We start from the raw sequence: 20,157 nt of genomic DNA on the forward strand, positions 1-20,157 counted from the left end.
GCGCCGGACTCGGCGCGGTGATCGGCGCGGCGACGGGCGATGGCGGCGGCCGCCGCACGGCGACAGGCGCGGCGCTCGGCGGCGCAGCGGGCGCGGTGATCGGCAACATCTGGTCGGCCCGCATGGAACAGCAAAAGCGCGTCATGCAGCAGGCAACACAAGGAACCGGCGTGCAGGTCACCCAGACCGCCGACAACCGCCTGAAGCTGGATATCCCGACTGACATTTCCTTCGATACCAACCGCTCCGACATCAAGGCCAACCTGCGTCCCATCCTCGACAAGTTCGCGAGCACCCTGGTCGAGAACCCCTATGCCAGGGTAAACATCGTAGGCCATACCGATAACACCGGAAGTGACGCCATCAACGATCCGCTGTCGGTGAACCGGGCGGCGCATACGCGGGACTACCTCGTCCAGCATGGCGTGGCGTCGAACCGCGTTGCGATCGACGGCCGCGGTTCGCATGAACCGGTCGCCCCCAACGATACGGACGTCAATCGCTCGCGCAATCGCCGCGTGGAAATCTACGTCGCCGAACAGCAGGCCAACGCGCAGGCGCCCCAGCAATCCTCGGGCGGCCCGTCTGGTCCCTACGGCAATCCGGGCACGGCGCAAGGCGGTTACGGCGGCCAAACGTATCCGGCGCCGGCGGGCTATCCCCAGGCTCCGGCTGCCGGCTATCCGGCACCCGCAGGCAGCTACCCCGCTCCCGCAGGCGGCTATGGCGGGCAAGGAAGCACGGGCGGATTGCTCCCGCCGCGCTGACAACTTGGATAAGACCCGGGAACGGGCAGACGCAAAAAAGCCGACCCGAGGGTCGGCTTTTTCATTGGACTGCGCTAGAACGGCGGCTTACTTTGCAGCTTACTTGGCGGCGCTGGCCATGTAATCCACGGCAGCCTTGACTTCGTCGTCGGAGGCGGAAGATCCACCCTTGGGCGGCATCATGCCAGCCTTGCCCTGGAAGCCCTTGATGGCGTGCTCGTACAGGGTGGCGTTGCCTTGCTTGATGCGCGGTTCCCAGGCGGCCTTGTCGCCGAACTTCGGTGCGCCGGCAACACCCGCGCCATGGCAGGCCACGCAGGCGGATTCGTAGAGCTTCTTGCCGTCGGCAGCGGCCGGTGCGGCTGCAGCGGCGGGAGCAGCGGGGGCCGGAGCGGCGGCGGCGGCCGGTTGAGCGGCAGGCGCTGCGGGAGCGGCTTCTGCCGCGGGTGCGGCAGCAGCGGGAGCAGCGGCTGCCTTGACTTCAGGCTCCTTCAGCTTGCCGCCGGACTGGTTGGCCATGTAGACCACGGCGCGTTCGACTTCCACGTCGTCCAGGTCGGGATTGCCACCCTTCGCCGGCATGGCGCGGATGCCCTTGATCGCATGCTCCACCAGGGTTGCCTGGCCCTGGCCGATGCGTGCCGACCAGGCACCTGCGTCACCCACCTTGGGAGCGCCGGCTGCGCCGGTTGCGTGGCAGGCTGCGCACACCGCCTTGAAGACGGCATCGCCGCTTTGCAGCTGCTTCGGCGCATTCGCGTCTTTCAGGATGAACCCGTCGTCGGCAACCGGACGCAGCCTGGCGGCAATCGCTTCCTGGGTCTGGCTGGTCGAACCGGCACCGACCTTTTCCGCATTCGTCACGTACTGGACCAACAGCACGATAGCGATGATCGGTACGAGAAAACCTGCCAGGACCGCAGCAACCAGCTGCTTGGGCGTCTGGATGGCAGATGCGTGTTCGTTGTGTGCGTCGCTCATTATTCCCTCATTGCATTTTTCGAAACCGGTGTCGGGTCCGCGCTTGAACCAGAGTCTCCCTTGTGCCGCAGCGCAATACCTCGCAAAACCCTTGATTATAGTCGGAAAGGTGGGCCTTTGGTATGGAGATTACCGGATTTGCATGGACGCCACGGCCGAAACCCGGTATCCTTCATGGCTCTTCAGCATCACTGCTGATGTCCCGTGCGGCTGTAGCTCAGTGGATAGAGTATTGGCCTCCGAAGCCAAGGGTCGTGGGTTCGATCCCCGCCAGCCGCGCCATTTAAATTCAATGACTTAGCTCATTTCTCGCCATCCCTTCAAGGTTGCCAGTTTTGGCCGTGGTCTATTGGTGGACTAGCGGCGGAGCGTTACGGCAACTAGATGCCAAGCTTCCGATACTGATTCAACAAGTTGGCAAAAGTCCGACTTGTATAGATGGCTTCGTTGTACTGGATCCCGCGGTTGTCGTACAGCTCGCCAATCAACAAGAGCGCGGCCGACTTGATTGGAGCGGGAACCTCGCCATCGGCATAGGTTTCGCCAGTGTAGTTCTCTACATGCGCCTTTGCGGTCGCAATCATTCCCAAAATCAAGTCATCGTCGGCGTTATCATCGACTCGGATAAAGTTTTTTGCTTCGTCTAGGGTAATCATTTTTGGTCCTCTGTTGAAAGTACCGGCCGCGCGAGCGGAGGTCTGAAAGGTTTGCCCGCCGCCGGTTGTCGGGGTTTTGCTCGACGCGGGCACTTGCCGACTGATCCCGCGAGTACCAATCCGCTTGCGCGGGGGCGTACTCTACCCTCTCAAAATCTAAAAGAACGCAAACTCGCCTTCGTCATAAACGCTTGGCCGTTCTTCGTCTGCTTCCATTGCGCGGCCAAGCGCCATAAGCGCCGCGACAATACCGTCGATTCTTTCGGTACTTTTGGACTTGTCCGGCTTCATATTCCCGGCTTCGTCTTGCTTTATAGAAACGTTGGACGCCATCCAGCGAAGAACCGGGTTGCCGCCGTGGTTGATTTCTTGCGCCAGGACTCGGCGCTCAAGTTCTTTTGTTGGGCCGCTCATCGAGGCAAAGCCTTGGCCGAATCCAATCATCTCGAACCCATCGCCGGCTAGTTGCGTTGAAATCTGCGTGGCGTTCCAGCGGTCAACCGCGATTTCCTTGATTTGGTATATCTCGGCTAGCTCGTTGATCTTTGCTCGAATGATGTCGTAATCAATTACGTTGCCTTCAGTTGGGATAATCAAGCCTTGGCGTGCCCAAACTTCATATGGCACGCGGTCCCGGCTGGATCGCCGCTTGATGCCTTCCCGCGGAACAAAGAAAAACGGAAGAAGATGGACCTTGCCGGCAATAGGGAAGGCAAGAACAAGCGCCGCAATATCGGTGGTGGAGGCAAGATCCAATCCGGCATAGCAAACCCGCCCGGACAGATCCGGTAACTCGCCGCCGCATTTGTCCCAAGTCTCAAGCGGAATCCATCGAGTGTTTTGCTCGGTCCAGATATTCAGCAAAAGCCGCTTGAACGTGTTTTCGTATCCCGGTAATTGCTGCGCCTTGGCACACTCAGCCGCAAAGTATTCTTCTTTGACCGATACGCCCAAGCCAGGGTGAGCTTTTCGCCAAGTCTCCGGCTTCTTCCAATCGTCCTCTTGGCCAGCCTCGAAGATAACCGGCAAGAACGCCTCGTCCTCAATGACTCCATCTCGAACCTTTACCGCGTAGTCGTAAAGCTCATAGCAAAGCGAGTTACGGTCATAGCCGGCGGTCGTAATTGCGACGGTAAGCGGCTGGCGGCGAGCGCCGGTGGAGGTCGTTAGAACGTCCCATAACTCGCGGTTTGGTAGTGCGTGAACCTCGTCAACCACAATTCCATGAGCGCTCAAGCCGTGCTTTGTGTACGCATCGGAAGAAAGTACCTTGTAACTGGAATTGGTTGAGCCAACGATGATGGACCGCTTGAAAGATCGCGAGCGAGTACGCAACGCGGCGGAAGCATCCACCATACCTTTTGCCATCTCAAAAACGATTGCCGCTTGTTCGCGGTCGGCGGCGGCCGAATAGACCTCCGCTCCCGGTTCGCCGTCAGCAAAGAGCAAGTAGTTTGCAATCCCGGCGGCTAAGGTTGACTTGCCGGCTTTACGGGGAATCATAATGAAAGCCGTCCGGTACTTTCTCGTCCCGTCTTTTCGCTTCCAACCGAATAGCGGGCGAATGATTTTCTCCGCTTGCCACTCGTCCAGGTGTAGCGGTTGGCCGGCCCACTCGCCCTTGGTATGCGTTAGGCACTTGGAGAAGAACTGGACGGCACGCTCCGCGGCGGCTTCGTCGTACCAGTAGCCGGCCTTATTGGAAGAACTGCGCTGTTTCATCGTCTTCCTCCCGTTTTGGCACGGCCAGTTTTGCTCTTGCCGCCGGAGACAAACCAAGCTCGCTCGCATAAGCACGCATTTGCGCTAGAAGCGCAGCCTTCAAAGGCTCGCCGGCTCGAACCGTGGAAACAATCTCCGCATAGGTCGCGCAATGGCCAACTAATACCGCGTTATCCACGCAAGTAAGCACGCCCAGGTTGTCCAGCTCCGGCACGATACGGTTCCACTCGTCGCGGGCCTCGACGGGTAGCCAGTCCGGACAAGTGGGAGCGCCAACGGTCGGGAGGATTTCCCGGTCGTTCATGGGTCGCTTGCCGGGGTTGCCAGCAAGTTTTTTTATCGCGGTTGGAGTGGGTCTATTTGCCATAGCAATTGGTTGTTGCCAGTTTCAAATTCTTTTTTGGTTGTAAGGGTTTCTTGTACTATTTGGCCTAGATAAATCCCGTGAGAAAGAACTTATGGACGTTGAAAATGCCGACAAAGTAGCTCTTGCTGAAACGTTAGGAGGCATCAAGCGAGGAGTAGCGCGATTTTTACGCATGGGTTCATGGGGGCTTGTGTGCCTAATAATTTTGGTTGCGATGTACGATGCGAGCGAGACCTCAAACTCCATCACACTCCTTCGTTCTATCGCTATGGCTACCATGCCAGTTTGTCTATTGATCGCCATCCAAAATTTTCTTAAGTAAAACTTTCAAGTGCGGTCGCGTGCGTGAGTGCCCATAGCCGGTTCGGGACCGTTTTGTTCTGGTGATTTTTGCGCTCGACGGTCCGTGTTCCAAAAATGGAGCGGGTCCAAGGGGCGGCCGTGGACGTCGCAACCCTTGATTGGCAACCACTGGCCGGTTCGCTTGTAGTGCTCGAAGTGTTGCGTCTTGCGGGAGTGGCACGGTCGGCACAAGCCAATCAAGTTGGATCGCTCGTTGTTGGTCGGGTCGTTGTCGGCGTGGTCTACTTCATTCGCGGGGGTAGTCCAACCACAACGCTCGCAGTCAGCGCAAAGCGGTTGCTCCGCCAGGACAAGAGCGCGGAGTTTGCGCCAAGCCGTGCCATTGAGCGCAAGCGTTCTGCCATTTGCCCTTTGCTTATCCTTAAGCGTGCGCACGGTATCAAGCGCCTTGGGCATCTTGGTTCGATGGGATTTGATTGCGTTCGGCATTGGTCAACTTATCGAGGTTTTCAAACTTGCGGACTTCATCGACGGTAAGCCAGCCATCGGTAATCCCCTTGGAATAGAATTCGGCTCGATTGGCGCTATCGCCGCGAAGCAAACCCTCTACGTTGTGCTCCGCGAAGTAGGTACGCCGGCCGGCTTCGGTGAGTAGAGCGCGCGAGATAGCTTGCTCCCACATGGCCAGATGGCGGCGCAAGGTATGAACCACGAAAACCCGGTTCATCTCGACGGAGTTGGAGTAGTTGCCATGTCGGAGGTCGCCAATAATGGTTGGGGGAACCCGGAATAGGCGCGCGATTTCCTCGACAGAGAATTGCCGGGATTCGAGCCATTGAGCATCCTCCATGCTCATCGAGACGGTTTGATACTCCACGCCTTCTTCGAGAATGGCGGTCTTGCCAGCGTTAGCGCCGCCGGAATATTGGCTAGTCCAGCTCGAAGCAAGATTTGTCCGTTGTTCGGTCTTGAGCTTTTGCGGAAACTTCAAGATTCCGGAAAGGCGAGTTCCATTCGCAAAAGTGCTATTGCCGTGGTCGCGTTCGGCAAGCGCCAGTTGAACGGTCTCCCGGCTTGCCGTAACGGGCGAAATGCCAAGCATTCCGTTATCGGATCTATGCCGCAAGTGGAAGATTTCTTCTTGCAGGAACCGCTTTACGTTTCCCTTGAGGTCGGAGACGTTATAGGCCATTCGGCCGTTCTCAAGGCGAATGACTGTTACCCGATCCGCCGGAATAGGGATAAGCGCTCGAACTTGGCCATCGTAGCCGCGTTGGATCTCCGCATAAGCATTGCCACGCAAAAGGACGCTTGCGGTCATCATCTCGCGGAATTCGAGCGCCGTTTGTAGTTCGTTCGGTTGGTCGTGAAGAACCTTGTAGAGCGGGTGAGACGTAGCGCGTTCGCGGCCATCATCATCGGTCCGCCGGTACAAAACCAGCGGGAGGGACGCGATAGTCTCGGAAATGGCAGATACGCAAGCGTAGACCGCGGATAGGCTTTCGGCACGTCCTGGCGTTACGCCGCCACTTCGCAATAGCGCCGCGCCATCCCACGAAGGATCAGCGGAGCGCCTTTCGACTCCAATAAGGCTTAGAGCGCGGGCAATGATGTTCATAATGTTTCGATCCAAAGTGCCTCTAGCGAGCGTGCTCGGTCAGAGTTAATTTTTCGCCATTGCTCCATGCTGCGAACGGCAACGGTCGTATCCAGATAGGCCGGATTGCCGGTAATCGTGATTTCGTGAAGTTCGACGTCTAGAAGATCGCGGGTCAATACGCCGCCACGAATGTCCCATCTATCGCCGTTTTCCGGGACGCGGAAGCCGAAAGAGCAACCGGCAATGTCGCCGCGCTGGACAAGAACGCCAAGGTCGCGAGCGTAGGTCGTATCCGGCAAGGTCAACTCGAAATAAAGTCCCTTGCTGTTCTCGGTTAGCTCCAAAGTGCCGGCTCCAACCCTTCCAAGCGTCTTTTGGTGGTCGTGTTCGTAGAGCGCGCGGATATTGTCCGGTTTGGCCAGGGAACGCTTGAAAGCTCCCGGCATGATGCGCTCCACAAACCCGCCCAGGTCTTGACTGAGCGAGTTGTAGACGGCCGCATAGCCGGTAAGTTTGTTGGTGGAGATGGCGCGCAGATCGCCGCCCGATCGTGTCTCGAAAGTATTGGTCCTCATGCGCGCCGCTCCGTTAGATTGCTACGTCATCCGCGACCACGAACGCTTCCGGATGGCGGATTGCGACGTCGCACGTTGCCATTGCGCGAACCAGAACGCCGCCGCGCTTGTAAGCGTCGCTATCGAACGGATTAACCAGAATATCCAGCTCGGACCAAACGCCAAGAATGACTTGCGAGAAGTCGCCAAGGATCAAGCGGCCGGTATCGGGCGAACCGGTCTTGACCGGAACTTGTTTGGTGCTGTTGACCGCGAGGTCAGCCATACGGCCGCCTTCGGACAGATAAGCAGCTCCAGCGCTTGCGGATTTGAGAGTGCCGCGCAGTTTCGTTGCGACTTGCGGAGAGGTCAGCCAAGCGCCGGCGGATCCGTTGACCAGTTCAATCTTTTCCAACATCGCCAAGATGCCGTCATAGTCCAGCGTCGAAAGGCTTGCCGTTTGGATGCCGGAGGTTGCCAGGATGCCGGTTGGCTCGTTCGTGCCGCCGCCTTTAATCATCGCGGTGTCAATCGCCTTGGCCAGCGCAAACGCCATATCGTCGCGAATCAATTGCTCGATTTGGGGAGAGCTTTGTTGGATCAGTTGACGCGACATTTCCGACAGAGCGCCAACATGCTTGGGGGTAAGCGTCTTTTTGCCAAAGGTCATGCCGGAGGTCGACAGATCGCCATTCTCGGCAACCCATCCGCTAGTAATGCCGGTTCCGTAAGCGGGGATTTCGACGTTGCCAGACAAGCCGGTCAGCACGCGAGCGCCAAGGGATCGGGCCAGCAGACGGTTACGGAACGGTTCAATGAATTGCTCCGGCTTGTAGTCAACCGGGACAATTTGGGAAGCCGTGGTGGTGGTGTTGCGCTGCTCAAGCGCGGCCAGCGGAACGAAAATGCCTTGAGCTTTGCGACCATTGCGGCGCTCGATTTCCTTGCTGTATTCGGCGGCGGCTCCGGTGAGGCTGCGGCCTTCCATGCCGGCTTGGAGCACTTCGAGCAGCGACACATTGCGCTCAAGGTCAGAAAAAGCCTTGTCGCCGTTGACCGGCGTTCCGCTCATGCGACGTTCGGCATCGGCAAGGAAAGAAGCGCGGGACTCTTGGCCTTCCAGTTCGGTTACGCGAGCTTTCAGCGCGTCAAACTTGGCGGACTCGTCGGAGGTAAGGGAACGGCTTTCGGATTGCGCACGCTCGACAATCGAGCGCATTTCGGTGACTGCCAGAGCACGTTGCTCTTTGATGGCATTGATGTTCATCGGTGGTCCTTTTGCAAAAGGGGTTTAGGTATTCCCCTTATAGCAATAGACCAAAGCTATTAGTATTGAACCGAAAAGATAAAACCTCTATGGATGGCTATAGAGCGCAAAAGCGCTTTCGGCTCAAAGAATTTCTTAAGATGCTCAAAAATCCTTAAGGCGCTCATGTATTTCCGTGAGCACCTTAAGGAAAAGTGAGCATCTTAAGGACCTAGACGCCATTTCCAATGGCCTTTCGATCCCGGACCGCCATCCCGGAAGGCTTCAATCTTTGCTTCGACTTTCGCGCGCCGGATAGTAGCCATTGAATATCCAGCGCCGCGAGCCTCGGCTTCAATTTGCTTACTTGGCAATGGTCCGTCCGATAACAGATCCCGCAAGAAACGCGCCGCATCTTCTCGTTCCCCGCCTTCTTCGCTATCGTCAAACTCGACGTCTCCAAGGATTTCGCGAGCCGATCCCTCCACCGTGCCGGTCCAGGTCGCTACGGTTGTCTCGATTCCGCCGTCGATAGTCGTTGGCTCGATAGCATAAGAGACGCCGCCGTCATCGCGGGCAATGTTGCACTTTGCCCTGGCCAATACCCGCCGCTCGTCATCTTCCTTTTTCGCGGCAACCAAGTTCATCCTGGCGAGCGCTCCGAAAGCTTGGGATCCAAGTATTCGGTCTTGGGGAGAGCGGCCGCCGCTTCCCTTCGTAAAGTGCGTAATACCAAGAACGGCACAGTTATAAGCGTCGGCAAAATCAACGATAGATTGGAGGCTACGTCGAACGTCATTTGCCTTGTTCATATCGCCAGCGACGGCGCTAACAATTGGGTCGATGATCAAAAGCGAAACGCCGCCGATCTTGTCCGCCGCTTCGTATAACCCGCTTATATCCGTTGAAGGATCAAACGGCATACTCTTGCCATCTTCCGCAACGCCATCAATGAAAAAACATCTATCCAGATCGGCCCCGGCGGCTTTCAACCGTGGCGCAAGCGTATCGTCCGGCGCATCTTCGCTGGACCATATCAAGACGTTTCCGCGTTGATTACATTGGGTTCCGTCCGGCCAATGCCGGCCGGCGGTTAGCGTTGCGGCCAAACCTAGCGCCAAAGTGGTTTTGCCGGTTCCAGCCGCACCGGCCAGGATAGTTAGCTTGCCAGCGGGAAGCCACTGATCCCAAAGCCAATGAATTGGCTTCATTTGAATGGTGGAGCCGCGGCGGAGTTGGACGGAACGGTCCTTTGTGGCCGGATATATTGGAGCGTCAAGCAACGCCGCCCCGCGTTCGATACTTGGCCAATCGTTACGCATTAGCGACCTCCAAGCCTCGTTGGAACCTCGATGCCGCGGTTAAAAGTCGTTGCTTCCGCTTTTCCGAAAGCGGTTCGCCGCGCGCTATCTCGTTGGCGTATTGAATAATCAAAACCGCTTCAAACGACAAGCATCGAAGAACGTCCGCCGCGTTGAACGGCCGGCGCTCCCGCTTGAGCGAATCGCCGGCAAGACGTTCCGGAAACAAAGCGTCGAAGGTCAAGCCGACAGCGGCCAAGATTTGTTCGGGTTCGCATCCAGCAAAGCAATGGAGTAGAACGCGGCCATCGTCCAGCTCGCGAACGGCCAAGCTTGGTCCCCGGTCATCGTGAGCGGGACAGCAAGCCGCCCACTTGTTTGGGCCGGTTTTTCGGACTTTATTGAGATTGGAAAGAAGGATATCAACGCTCATACATCATTCTCCCCAAGCCTTTGAGCCAATTCCATGAGTTCGCTGGCCAAGTCGGAGCAAGCCCATAGATAAGTGTCTTGAACGCTTTCCGCCAAGTTGTTGAACGGCTTCAAGCCGTCGCCTTGGATCGCGAGAAGCATGGCTTGGAGTTTGGTTGATTTCTCAATCAAGCCATCAATGGTTTCGGCTTCGCGTGGGGATACATTGATCTTTTTAGGCATGAGCGCCTCCTTTGTCAGTTGAGCCGGTCCCGTCGCCAAACGGGTGAGCGGCGAATAGCGGGGTTGGCGAACCGGTGACAAAGGAAACCGGCATACCCGAAGGTATCCCCACTACCGCCGCCCGTAGGAAGTGAGATAGTGAATGGACGTAAAAATACCGCCGTGCGGCGGTTGTCCGCCTCTGTCTATTCGAGTCGCCAAACTCGGTTGCCTCTTTATCGGCAACTTGGCCAGAATACGCCGCGGTTAAGCGAACGTCAATATTTTTGGGGTTGGTCATCACGCAACTCCCAAGTAGTAATACCGCTTTACCCTAGTCTCACCGCCAAACCGGTTGGGTACGGTTTCCCATTCGCCGCGGAAAAGATAACCCTTGTTTCCAAGGCTAGATATCGTCGTGTTTAGGCAATGATCGCCCAGGCGCTCCGCCTCAAACCGGTTCAAGCTCTGGCCAGCGCGCAAGATTGACAGTATCGTCATCTCCTTGCTAGGCTTGGCACGCTGTACTTTGGAAGGCGCATTCTCTTGGAAGGGGGCTGCGCCTTTCTTCTTTTGGTCTTTCATAGTCAAACCTCCACGATGTTTTGCGTGGTTTGCTTTTCCATCTCGGACCGCCATTCGGCTGCGGCCTCGGCGCTAATCAATGTGCGCCGGCCAATCTTCATGATGCGCGGGCCTTTGCCATCATTGACCAGCTTGTGAAAGAAACTCTTGGAAATGTTCCCGTGTTCCGCGCAGAACTGGGCAATTGTGAAACTAGCCTTGTTCATAGAAATCCTTATCGTCGGTTGAATACACACCGCTACTTCAGTGGAAGTGCGTGATAAGGACTTTAGTTACCCGCGCGCTCTAAAGCTTTATAAATATTGCCCGAGAAAATTATTCTAATTTTCGGGGCCGCGTTTTAGAAATTTTTCCGGTATTCCAGGCCCATTAATTCCCTTCTTTATGGCGTAGTAATCCAGCCTTGCCGTCTCGAACGAAATGAAATTTTCTTTGGCTTGTTGGTAGATCAAGTCAGTAACGTTTGCCTTTGAGTTTGCGGCTAATTCGTTCTGGATGGCCGCATAAATTTTCAGCGCCCTTTCCCCTTTCTCCGTCCAAGGTGAGCTTGCTTTTTGGTCCTCCCAAGGCATTGGCAAGACTTGTTGCAATGGCTCCCCGGCAAGCGCTTTAAACATTTGATCCGCAAGGTAATTCATGATCCAGTATGGAACGTCTGCGGGATCTCCATTTTTGTAAAAATCCCGGCAAAACTGCCCCATAACTCGCGCCGCGAATTCGCTTTGCTCTTGCTCGGTTAGTTGGCCTTGTTTGGACCTCTCGAAGTAATCTTCAAAGTTAAAAGAAAGATCAAACAAGTTAATTTCATCGCTGTTTTCGAGATCCACGCTATTTCCTTTTCATTAGTGTTTGAACGGCCGCGGCTTTGTGTTCTGGACTCAAATGAGCGTATCGAAGCGTCATCTTCATGTCCGCATGGCCAAGTAATTCTCGAACCGTGTTTAGATCATTCCCGGCCATCACTAGACGGCTTGCGAAGTGGTGGCGCATGTCATGCCATCGAAAGTCTTCGATTTTTGCGTCTTTGAGTAGCCGGCCCCAAGCCGTTTTGATTTCCGTTATCGGCTTGCCATTTGGACCGGGAAAAACAAAGTCGCCAGGGGTTTGTTGCTGCCAAAGCTTGAGTGTTTCTAAAGCCTCGTCGTTAAGCGGTATATGTCTTGTCTGGCCGGACTTCGTGTTTTCGTCGCGGATCGTCAAATGGGGAGGTTCAAGATCCAACTTCACATCTACCCATCGCAGACCAAACAATTCGCCTTGCCGTAATCCGGTATTTAGCGAAACAAGAACCATTGGTTTTAGGTGGTCAAGAAAAGCGACCTCCCGGAAATCCGGTAGCAAGTCATATTTGCGCGCTCGCCTCCACTCATTCGCACTCGCCCTTTCTGCGCGGCCAACAAATTCCCGTTCATCAAGCGCATTGCGTAGGCGGGTTTCTTCGTCGTCCGAAAGCCAGCGGACCTTGCCGTTCGGTTCTTTTAATGCCTTGACGTTGGCTAGCGGATGCTGCGCAAGGAATCCCCACTCGACCGCGCGGGAGCAAAGACCTCGTAGAGCTGTAATGTTCCGATTGGTTGTCGATGCGGACATGCCGCTTTCTCTCCGGTCGGATCGCCATTTTTCGACCATTAGGCCGGTAAGCTCAACAAGCGGTTTATCAAGCAAGGTCGGGAATGAAACCTTGATGCGGTTGGCAATCATGTTGCCGGTCTTGGTATTCGAGACAAGCCAAGCTTTGTAATGCTCGTCTAGGAATTCACCGAGAGTAATTTTGTCCGCTTGCTTTGATTTGCTTTCGTCGTTTGGATCTTTGCCGGCCGCAATTTCGCCAAGCTTGATACGGGCCGCTTCCCGCGCCTCGCTGACGCCAACCGCGGGAAATGCTTTGCGAAGGGAATAGCGGCTTTGCTTGCCGGCGGCGTTTGTGTAGCGGATCCCAAAGGAAATTGCGCCGCTTGGCGTAATCCTGGCCAAGAATCCTCGAACTTCCGTATCGAGGATATCGAAGGCGGCTTGCTTTGGCTTTACATCCCGGAGAAGCTCGCGAGTGATCTTGGTTTTCATTCGTGGACTATTTGTGGACTGAATCCGCAATGTACCACGGAGAACTTCTAAATACATCAATGCGCTAAGTCATTGATTAATAATATCTCTGTATTCAACAGAAGACTTCCATAGACCATATAATTCGCCCTCCGAAGCCAAGGGTCGTGGGTTCGATCCCCGCCAGCCGCGCCACCTTTTCCTCCCCCTTTCTCCCATCGATTTGCCTGTCGCGCCCATCCGCGATTCCTTTCCTCCAGACTTTAATTTCCCCGTGGAACTACCCGCCGCTTTTGTATCTAACCGAGACCGCCGCAATCGACGGCCGGCATGATTCAGTCAAGGCAAGGTATGTATTCGCTCAAGAACGTGAGAAAAATTCGGGGACTGGATGGCGCGGGGATGACTGCGTCCATTCATTGCAATGCGAAGCGGATCGGCTGGGTGCAGATGCCGGCCGACGGCGGACGAACCTTGCTGACCTTCGACGCGGAGAACGAGCGCGACGGGTTCGAGCGCTTCATCGACGCATGGTGGGACGAAGCCCGGAGCCGGGTAACGATGGACTTGCTGGCGGTCGAGATCGCGGCCAAGGATCCCTTCTTCGTGCCGTCTCGTTCGGCAAAGCTGAAATACTGGATCTGCATGGTCGCGGCGCAGGCTGCCGACCGCAAGCTGCCGTCCGCGGCCTGAGGCGCGGCGGACGGCGCGGGCTGAATTCATCGCGCTGCCGGCACGTCCACCCTGAGCGATTCGATGCGCCCCTGGCGCTCGGCAAGCGCCTTGAGCGGCCGGGGGAGCTTGCCCGAGGTGAGATAGAGGGTGTGGCCATCCTCACCGCCGAGCGCGCAGGCGATGGCCTGGCCGGGGATGGCGATACGGTGAGTAATTTCTCCGCCCTCTCTCACCCTGAGGTATTCGCGGGTCGGTGGCGACGCGACCCAGATCGCGTCCTCGGCGTCGATGCAGATCCCATCCGGCATCGCCTCGTCGAAGGCGGCCCATACACGGCGGTTGGATAGCGTGCCGTCCGGTGCAACGTCGAAGGCGCTGAGGCGCTTGCCGAAGGTTTCGGCGACGACCAGGGTGCGGCCATCGCGGGTCACCACGGTGCCGTTCGGGAAGCGCATGTCGCTGGCGACGATGCGCGCGCTGCCGTCGGGCTCGACCAGGATGATTTCCGCCGGCCTTTCCGGCTCTTTCTCGAACATGTCGAAACCGAAATTGCCGACGTAGGCGCGGCCCTGGCCATCGACCAGCATGTCGTTGCAATGGCAGGTGGCGAGGGCCGACAGGTCGGCATGCAGGGCCAGCCCCTGCGCATCCAGGCGCAGCACGCGGCGATCATGCATCGAGACCACGAGCAGGCGGCCGTCGGGCAGCCAGCCGAGACCGGAAGGCTGCCCTGGCACATGCGCCACCTCGCTCAGCCTGCCGTCGGGTTCGACGCGCATGACTTTCTGCAGGCAGAAATCGGAAAACCAGAGGCTGCCATCGTGCCAGCGCGGCCCTTCCACGATGGTCAGTCCCTCGGCGATCAGCGTGCGTTCGGCAATGATGTCCTGCATGGCGGCTCCATGGCGGTCAGTCGTGTGATTCAGGAAGCGATTCAATTCACGTCCGAGGTGTAGAGGAAGTCGGTGACCAGCACTTCCTGCACCCGGCCGGCTTCGGTCCGGCGGTTGATGGCCGCGCGCACCGATCCCTGGAATTCGCGCATGCCCTCGGGCGACAGGAGGCGTCTCGGCGAGGCCATCATCAACGCTTCCTTGAAGATGTCTTCCATGACCTTGCCGTTGCTGCCTGCCCACTCGGCATATTTGCCGTTGGTGCGGACGGCGAAGGTGGCGGCCATGCTGTAGTCCTTGGTGGCCAGCGTGACCTCGCGCGGCTTGGAATAGACACGCTCGCTTTCGAGGCGCTCGCCGCGCTTGAGGTAGAACCAGGTGGCGGCGAAGCCGACGACCAGCACCAGGGCGGTCGCGCCGATCAGGGTGCCGATCGAGCGCTGCGGCCTGGCGGCAGGCTTGGCCGCCGGCCTGGATACCGACTTGAGAACAGGCTTGGCGGACATGGTGCTCAGCTCCTCGGCTTGTCCTGCACGAGGATCCATGGCTTGACGACCACGGCCCACAGCTCGGCGTCGGCGTCATGCCAGGCCATCGCTTGCGCGTCGCTGACGCGTCCCACCTGACCGGTTTCCATCCATTGCGCGACGGCGCGCTTGTCGTCGGATGCGATGCGCTGGGCGACCTCGACCAGGTCGAGGGCGGCATCGACCGCGATCACCGACCCGGCGGCGAAGAAGCGCTCGAGTTCCTTCCATGCCATGCGGGAGGTTTCGCCATTGATCTTGGCGCGCAGCAGATCCGGGTTGTCGTCGTTCATGTCAGTAATGCGGGGGCGGTTCGTTGGCGGGGGCGGCTTCGGGCGCGGTGTCGCGCAGTTCCTTGAGGCGCCGGGCCAGCGCGGTACAGAGGGTTTCGAGTTCGGCTATCTTTTTCTGCTGCTGGTAGACCGTCGTGTTGAGGACGTCCACCAGGTCGTCGAGCCGGGCGATGCGTATTTCGAGGTCGGCAATGGATTCTTCGGTGCTCATGGGATTTTCCTTCCAGAGCGGAGAGGATGCGGCATCAGGCGCGGTTTCGTCAACGCGGTTTCATCCCCCCGTTGCTGCCACCGCGCCTGTCGTTACCGGAATGATCAGACCACGCGCACCGAGAGGTTGGGCAGGCCGTCGATATGGCCTTCCATGACATCGCCGCGCACCACCGGGCCGACGTTTTCCGGCGTGCCCGAATAGATGATGTCGCCGGGCATGAGCTCGAAGGCTTCCGACAGGTTGCTGATCTGTTCCGCCACCGACCAGATCATCTGGCTGAGGTCGGCGTTCTGCTTCACCTGGCCATTCACCTTGAGCCAGATGTTGCCCTTGGTGAAATGGCCGACCGTCGCGACCGGGTGGATCGGTCCGATCGGCGCGGACTTGTCGAAGCTCTTGCCGATTTCCCAAGGCTTCTTCTGGTCGCCCATGCCGCGCTGCAGGTCGCGCCGGGTCATGTCCAGGCCGATCGCGTAACCGTACACGTGGTTCAGCGCTTCGCTGACCGGGATGTTGCGTCCGCCCTTGTTGATCGCCGCGACCAGTTCGATCTCGTAGTGATAGTTCTTGGTCAGCGTGGGATAGGGATGGTCGGCGGTCTGGCCGGGCTTGACGAACTGCACCGCGTCGCTCGGCTTCTGGAAAAAGAATGGCGGCTCGCGCGTGGGATCGGAGCCCATCTCGCGCGCATGCGCGGCGTAGTTCCGGCCGATGCAATAGATGCGGCGCACGGGAAAGGCGTCGCTCATGCCAACGATGGGAATGCTCGGCTGCGCGACGTCGAAGATGGTCTTGGCGCGATTGTCGGCGCTGACGGGCAGCGCGCATCCGGTCACGGCGCCCAGCGCCATCAGGCCGGCGGACTGCAGCGCATGGCGTCGATTGATCTTGTCCATGGTGTCTCCTTCTCTGGTTGTTGTGAGAGGGAGTGTAGCATCGGCGTCATGGCGACGCAGGACCCGCGGCGGGCGTACACCAAAGGTCGATCGGGAATTGTCTTAGCGATGGATCTAGAGGCTGGTGCCGGGCAATCGGGCCGTCCTCGCATGGCAGGCGCGCAGGAAATCGCTTTGCTGCGCCGCGGGTTGCTGCGGCTTCTGGAACACCCGGGTGGCCGCTTCGATCAGGAATGCCGCGTCATCGTCGTCCTGCACGAACCAGCGCAACGCGGGCGGGAAGGCCTGGATCAGTTCGATGTCTTCGCGCAGCCGCGTGAGGAATGCGTCTTCGGTCATGCCGCCATCGCGCGCGATCGCCGCGTTGCGGATGAAGTCGCCGGCTTCGCGGCAATCCTGTTTGCTGGGGATGCGCGCCGCGCACACTTCCGGGATGAGCGCCAATCCAAGCAGGATCATGCCCGCCGCGAGCCAGTACCGCGACAGGTTGGGGAGGTGAACAGGACGCATGGCCGTCTCCTTTTCTTCATCTTAGGATTCGACCGGCGCTCCCGCAATAAATTTCCGTCAGCGGGCGACCCAGCCTCCGCATACCGGGAATGTCTGGCCAACGAAGCAGTTCGCGGCCTCGCTGCACAGGTAGGCGGCGAACTGCGCATCTTCGCGCTGCGCCACCAGCCGTCCCAGCGGCACCTCGCGCTTCAGCCTATCCTGAAATGCGGGATTGGCCTGCACCTCCGGCGGAAAATACGTCGGGTTCTCGACGAAGTTCTGGGCGATGGCATTGACCTGCACGTTGTGCGGCGCAACCTCGACCCCGACCGCCTGAATGTAGGCAAGCTGCGCGCCGCGCGCGGCGCTGTAGCTCGACGCGCGCTTCATGCCGCGCAGCGCCGATGCGCTGCCCATCAGCAAGACCTTGCCGGACCTGCGCTGCACCATCTGCGGCAGCACCGCGCGCACCAGGCGCTGCAGCGGATCGACCATGTGGGCGAACATGTTCCGCCATTCTTCGTCGCTGGCCTCGGCCGCGGGCGTATAGGGCGCGGGCACCGCGAGGTTGGCGACGAGGATGTCGATGCGCCCTGCCTTTGCGACGATGGTTGCCGGCAGCGCCGGGTCGAGCAGGGCCTGGTCGTCGGCGATGACCTCCGCGCCGTTCTCGCGGAACACCTCGCAGAGGGTGGGCCCCATGAAGGTATCGGACTGGGTGACGAGCACGCGCTTGCCGCTGAAATCGAAGCTGGCCATGGTAAGGCTCCGGAAAGGAAAATGGTCATGCTAAGCCAATCCCGGCCGCCCTGCTTTGCATCAGCGCGGCCCGGCCGGAATCACGCTAGACTGGACGTTTCGCAGCCCGTCCTTCACCCTTCGCCACAGCGTCACTCCACCGTCCTCACAGCGCCATGAGATCGACCAAAGCCGCCGCCGCCGTCACCCGCCTGAACACCCGCGACCCCGCACATCGTTATTCGCTTGGCATGACCGCCAGCGGGTTCTTCTACCTGCTGCGCGCGGTGCCGGGCGGCGCGCCGGAAAAGATCAGCGCCGACCTGACGATGGATGAATTCGTCGAGTTCGCCAACAAGACCGGGCCGCAGAAGAAAGTAAAGATCAGCAAGCTGGACGAGGCCTTCGAGCGGCAGCTTGGGGCGCGCGGGAAGTCGCGCGAAGGCGAGGATTGAGAAATGGGATTCCCGCCTGCGCGGGAATGACAGCGGATGCTTTGCCGAATGCAGACAAGAGCGACTTCTGCCATTCCATCTCTGTCATTCCCGCGCAGGCGGGAATCCCATTTTCCTCGATAGGCCGCTCTACGCCGCCTTGGGCTTCTGCAGCAAGGCCTTGAGATTCGCCAGCCGCGCCTGCGGCGTCAGCACTTCCTCTTCCTTGGGCACCGCGTCGCCCTCGTCCAACTTCATCTCCTTGATGAAGCGCGACATGTCGCAGTTCACGCTTTCCCGCGCACGCTTGCGCTTCTTGCACCAGCTTACGTGCAGGCTGCGTTGCGCGCGGGTGATGCCGACGTACATCAGCCGGCGTTCTTCCTCGATGCGCGCGGCGAGGGTCTCGACCGGCGCGTCCGGATCGCCCTTGTGCGGCAGGATGCCCTCCTCCACGCCAACCAGGAAGACATGCGGAAACTCCAGTCCCTTGGAAGCGTGCAGGGTCGACATGCGGACCGCGTCCGGCTCTTCGTCGCGTCCCTCGAGCATGGTCATGAGCGCGACCATCTGCGTGAGTTCGAGCAAACTCTTTTCTTCGGCGGTGCCGTCCTTGCCGCCGGTGCCCTTTTCCTTCAGCCAGGTGGTGAAGTCGAGCACGTTCTGCCACTTGGACTGCGCCTGCTTCTCGTCGAACGTGGTGTAGAGGTAGGACTCGTAGGCGATTTCCTTCATCATCTCGTCGAGCAGCTCGGCGGCGTTTTCTCCGCGCTGGGACGCGCGCGCCTCGAGGCCGTTGATGAAGTGGCAGAACTCGCGCAGCGGCCCGAGCTGGCGGTCGTTGAGCTTCGACTCGATGCCGCCCTTGAAGGCCGCCTCGAACAGCGAGCATTGCCATTGCCCGGCGAAGGCGCCGAGCGCCTCGAGCGTGCTCTGGCCCACGCCGCGCTTGGGCGTGGTGACGGCGCGGATGAAGGCCGGGTCGTCGTCTTCGTTGGCGACCAGCCGCAGGTAGCTGACGATGTCCTTGATTTCCGCGCGGTCGAAGAAGCTTTGCCCGCCGGAGATGGTGTAGGGAATGCGTTCCTTGCGCAGCGCGGTTTCGATCACCCGCGACTGGTGGTTGCCGCGATACAGGATGGCGTAGTCGGAAAACTTCGCGCGCCGCTCAAACTTGTGCGCCGAGATCATGATGGCGACCTGTTCGGCTTCCTGCTCGTCGTCCTGCATGGCCATGACCTTGATCGGGTCGCCCAGGCCGTGCTCCGACCACAGCTGCTTCTCGAAGAGCTTGGGGTTGTTGCCGATGACCGCGTTGGCGGCCTGCAGGATGCGGGTCGATGAGCGGTAGTTCTGTTCCAGCTTGATGACCTTGAGGTCGGGGAAATCGACCTGCAGCTGCTTGAGGTTTTCGATGGTCGCGCCGCGCCAGGCGTAGATGGCCTGGTCGTCGTCGCCCACGGCGGTGAACATCGGCTTCTTGCCGAGGCCCGTGACCAGCAGCTTCACGAGTTCGTACTGGCAGGTGTTGGTGTCCTGATATTCGTCGACCAGGAGATAGCGCAGCTTGCGCTGCCAGCGGTCGCGCACTTCCTCGTTGCCGCGGAAAAGTTCGACCGGCAGGCGGATGAGGTCGTCGAAGTCCACCGCCTGGTAGGAGGACAGCGTGGCGACATAGCTGCGGTAGATGCGGGCGGCCTGGTCCTCGTGTTCGTTTTTGGCCTGCTTCAATGCGGCCTCGGGGTCGACCAGGCCGTTTTTCCAGAGCGAGATGTCGGTCTGGATACGGCGGATGAGCTGCTTGTCGGTAGTGCAGGCGAGGTCCTGCACGAGGGAGAAGCAATCGTCGCTGTCCATGATGGAAAAGCGGTCCTTCAGGCCGAGTTCCCTCGCTTCGCGCCGCAGGATCTGCACGCCGAGCGAATGGAAGGTGCAGACCGTCAGGTGCTTGGCTTCCTTGGGTTCCTTGAGCAGCTTGGCGATCCGCTCCTGCATCTCGGCGGCCGCCTTGTTGGTGAAGGTGACCGCGGCGATGTTGCTCGCCTTGTAGCCATGGTCCTCAATCAGGTGGGCGATCTTCTGCGTGATGACGCGGGTCTTGCCCGAGCCGGCGCCGGCCAGCACCAGGCAAGGGCCGTCCATGTACTTGACGGCCTCGCGTTGCGGAGGATTCATGCCATGCAGGCCGGAAGTGTTGGGATGGGACATGCGTGAGGTGCTTGCGGGGAAAACGGCGG

25 protein-coding genes, 1 tRNA gene and 1 pseudogene are annotated in these 20,157 nt (G+C 58.9%); 4 read left to right on the top strand and 23 right to left on the bottom strand.

All coding sequences use genetic code 11. The features are described 5' to 3' along the window. Positions 1–554, top strand: a pseudogene (locus G3574_RS20440) (OmpA family protein); the annotation flags it as partial. A 312-nt stretch (positions 555–866) separates the two neighbouring features. On the opposite strand, the gene G3574_RS20445 reads toward G3574_RS20440, so the two are convergent. After that, on the bottom strand, positions 867–1,748 hold the full coding sequence (locus G3574_RS20445; protein ID WP_163967340.1) for a c-type cytochrome: 882 nt from the start codon (positions 1,746–1,748) through the stop codon (positions 867–869). Between the two features lie 206 nt (positions 1,749–1,954). Between G3574_RS20445 and G3574_RS20450 the strand changes: the two genes are divergently transcribed. Beyond that, a tRNA-Arg gene (locus tag G3574_RS20450) sits at positions 1,955–2,030 on the top strand. Positions 2,031–2,128: 98 nt separating this feature from the next. Here G3574_RS20450 and G3574_RS20455 read toward each other — a convergent pair. From G3574_RS20455 to G3574_RS20515, 14 genes are all read right to left on the bottom strand, one after another. Further along, positions 2,129–2,404, bottom strand: a complete 276-nt coding sequence (locus G3574_RS20455; RefSeq protein ID WP_163967342.1) for a head-tail connector protein — start codon at positions 2,402–2,404, stop codon at positions 2,129–2,131. Between the two features lie 156 nt (positions 2,405–2,560). Beyond that, positions 2,561–4,126 (bottom strand): terminase large subunit, encoded by a 1,566-nt coding sequence (locus tag G3574_RS20460; protein WP_163967344.1) that lies wholly within the window; start codon positions 4,124–4,126, stop codon positions 2,561–2,563. Beyond that, positions 4,101–4,430, bottom strand: a complete 330-nt coding sequence (locus G3574_RS20465; RefSeq protein WP_163967345.1) for a P27 family phage terminase small subunit — start codon at positions 4,428–4,430, stop codon at positions 4,101–4,103. The genes G3574_RS20460 and G3574_RS20465 overlap by 26 nt, the downstream gene beginning before the upstream one ends. Positions 4,431–4,820: 390 nt before the next feature. Beyond that, positions 4,821–5,285 carry an HNH endonuclease signature motif containing protein gene (locus tag G3574_RS20470; protein ID WP_328804821.1) on the bottom strand — a complete coding sequence of 155 codons (465 nt, stop codon included), beginning with the start codon at positions 5,283–5,285 and terminating at the stop codon, positions 4,821–4,823. After that, on the bottom strand, positions 5,236–6,414 hold the full coding sequence (locus G3574_RS20475) for a phage portal protein (protein ID WP_163967349.1): 1,179 nt from the start codon (positions 6,412–6,414) through the stop codon (positions 5,236–5,238). The genes G3574_RS20470 and G3574_RS20475 overlap by 50 nt, the downstream gene beginning before the upstream one ends. After that, positions 6,411–6,971, bottom strand: a complete 561-nt coding sequence (locus G3574_RS20480) for an HK97 family phage prohead protease (RefSeq protein WP_163967352.1) — start codon at positions 6,969–6,971, stop codon at positions 6,411–6,413. Before G3574_RS20480 ends, G3574_RS20475 begins: the two co-directional genes overlap by 4 nt. Before the next feature lie 13 nt (positions 6,972–6,984). After that, positions 6,985–8,217, bottom strand: coding sequence for a phage major capsid protein (locus G3574_RS20485; RefSeq protein WP_163967354.1), 1,233 nt, complete (start codon positions 8,215–8,217; stop codon positions 6,985–6,987). A 203-nt stretch (positions 8,218–8,420) separates the two neighbouring features. Further along, positions 8,421–9,518 carry an AAA family ATPase gene (locus G3574_RS20490; RefSeq protein WP_163967356.1) on the bottom strand — a complete coding sequence of 366 codons (1,098 nt, stop codon included), beginning with the start codon at positions 9,516–9,518 and terminating at the stop codon, positions 8,421–8,423. Further along, positions 9,511–9,930, bottom strand: a complete 420-nt coding sequence (locus tag G3574_RS20495) for a CHC2 zinc finger domain-containing protein (protein WP_163967358.1) — start codon at positions 9,928–9,930, stop codon at positions 9,511–9,513. Before G3574_RS20495 ends, G3574_RS20490 begins: the two co-directional genes overlap by 8 nt. Further along, positions 9,927–10,151, bottom strand: a complete 225-nt coding sequence (locus G3574_RS20500) for a hypothetical protein (RefSeq protein ID WP_163967360.1) — start codon at positions 10,149–10,151, stop codon at positions 9,927–9,929. Before G3574_RS20500 ends, G3574_RS20495 begins: the two co-directional genes overlap by 4 nt. A gap of 279 nt (positions 10,152–10,430) precedes the next feature. Then, positions 10,431–10,715, bottom strand: coding sequence for a helix-turn-helix domain-containing protein (locus tag G3574_RS28140; RefSeq protein WP_235953532.1), 285 nt, complete (start codon positions 10,713–10,715; stop codon positions 10,431–10,433). A 2-nt stretch (positions 10,716–10,717) separates the two neighbouring features. Further along, positions 10,718–10,921 carry a hypothetical protein gene (locus G3574_RS20505; RefSeq protein WP_163967362.1) on the bottom strand — a complete coding sequence of 68 codons (204 nt, stop codon included), beginning with the start codon at positions 10,919–10,921 and terminating at the stop codon, positions 10,718–10,720. Between the two features lie 114 nt (positions 10,922–11,035). Then, a complete protein-coding gene (locus tag G3574_RS20510; protein WP_163967364.1) occupies positions 11,036–11,542 on the bottom strand; it encodes a hypothetical protein in 507 nt (168 codons plus the stop codon). Position 11,543: 1 nt separating this feature from the next. Next, positions 11,544–12,779, bottom strand: coding sequence for a site-specific integrase (locus G3574_RS20515; RefSeq protein WP_163967366.1), 1,236 nt, complete (start codon positions 12,777–12,779; stop codon positions 11,544–11,546). A gap of 381 nt (positions 12,780–13,160) precedes the next feature. Between G3574_RS20515 and G3574_RS20520 the strand changes: the two genes are divergently transcribed. Further along, positions 13,161–13,451, top strand: coding sequence for a hypothetical protein (locus G3574_RS20520; protein WP_163967368.1), 291 nt, complete (start codon positions 13,161–13,163; stop codon positions 13,449–13,451). A gap of 26 nt (positions 13,452–13,477) precedes the next feature. Here G3574_RS20520 and G3574_RS20525 read toward each other — a convergent pair whose 3' ends face one another. The 7 genes from G3574_RS20525 to G3574_RS20555 form a co-directional block, all read right to left on the bottom strand. After that, the gene (locus G3574_RS20525; protein WP_163967370.1) at positions 13,478–14,326 is read right to left on the bottom strand and encodes an SMP-30/gluconolactonase/LRE family protein; all 849 of its coding nucleotides are present in this window, start codon (positions 14,324–14,326) and stop codon (positions 13,478–13,480) included. Positions 14,327–14,367: 41 nt separating this feature from the next. Then, entirely contained in the window at positions 14,368–14,832 is a 465-nt protein-coding gene (locus G3574_RS20530; RefSeq protein WP_163967373.1) for a hypothetical protein, read from the bottom strand. 5 nt (positions 14,833–14,837) lie between these two features. Further along, positions 14,838–15,146, bottom strand: a complete 309-nt coding sequence (locus G3574_RS20535; RefSeq protein ID WP_163967375.1) for a DUF2288 domain-containing protein — start codon at positions 15,144–15,146, stop codon at positions 14,838–14,840. Between the two features lies 1 nt (position 15,147). Continuing rightward, positions 15,148–15,357, bottom strand: a complete 210-nt coding sequence (locus G3574_RS20540) for a SlyX family protein (RefSeq protein WP_163967377.1) — start codon at positions 15,355–15,357, stop codon at positions 15,148–15,150. A 104-nt stretch (positions 15,358–15,461) separates the two neighbouring features. Beyond that, positions 15,462–16,256 (bottom strand): fumarylacetoacetate hydrolase family protein, encoded by a 795-nt coding sequence (locus G3574_RS20545; RefSeq protein ID WP_163967379.1) that lies wholly within the window; start codon positions 16,254–16,256, stop codon positions 15,462–15,464. Between the two features lie 114 nt (positions 16,257–16,370). Beyond that, the gene (locus G3574_RS20550) at positions 16,371–16,766 is read right to left on the bottom strand and encodes a hypothetical protein (protein WP_163967381.1); all 396 of its coding nucleotides are present in this window, start codon (positions 16,764–16,766) and stop codon (positions 16,371–16,373) included. 57 nt (positions 16,767–16,823) lie between these two features. After that, positions 16,824–17,507: an SDR family oxidoreductase gene (locus G3574_RS20555; protein WP_163967383.1), complete on the bottom strand. Its 684-nt coding sequence runs from the start codon at positions 17,505–17,507 to the stop codon at positions 16,824–16,826. 155 nt (positions 17,508–17,662) lie between these two features. Here G3574_RS20555 and G3574_RS20560 point away from each other — a divergent pair, with 155 nt between their 5' ends. Beyond that, the gene (locus G3574_RS20560; RefSeq protein WP_163967385.1) at positions 17,663–17,941 is read left to right on the top strand and encodes a hypothetical protein; all 279 of its coding nucleotides are present in this window, start codon (positions 17,663–17,665) and stop codon (positions 17,939–17,941) included. A gap of 129 nt (positions 17,942–18,070) precedes the next feature. Here the strand turns inward: G3574_RS20560 and G3574_RS20565 are convergent, their stop codons facing one another. Beyond that, positions 18,071–20,128 carry a UvrD-helicase domain-containing protein gene (locus tag G3574_RS20565; protein WP_163967387.1) on the bottom strand — a complete coding sequence of 686 codons (2,058 nt, stop codon included), beginning with the start codon at positions 20,126–20,128 and terminating at the stop codon, positions 18,071–18,073. Positions 20,129–20,157: the final 29 nt, after the last annotated feature.

The sequence above is a fragment of the Noviherbaspirillum galbum genome, assembly GCF_010974945.1.
GTDB lineage: Bacteria > Pseudomonadota > Gammaproteobacteria > Burkholderiales > Burkholderiaceae_D > Noviherbaspirillum > Noviherbaspirillum galbum.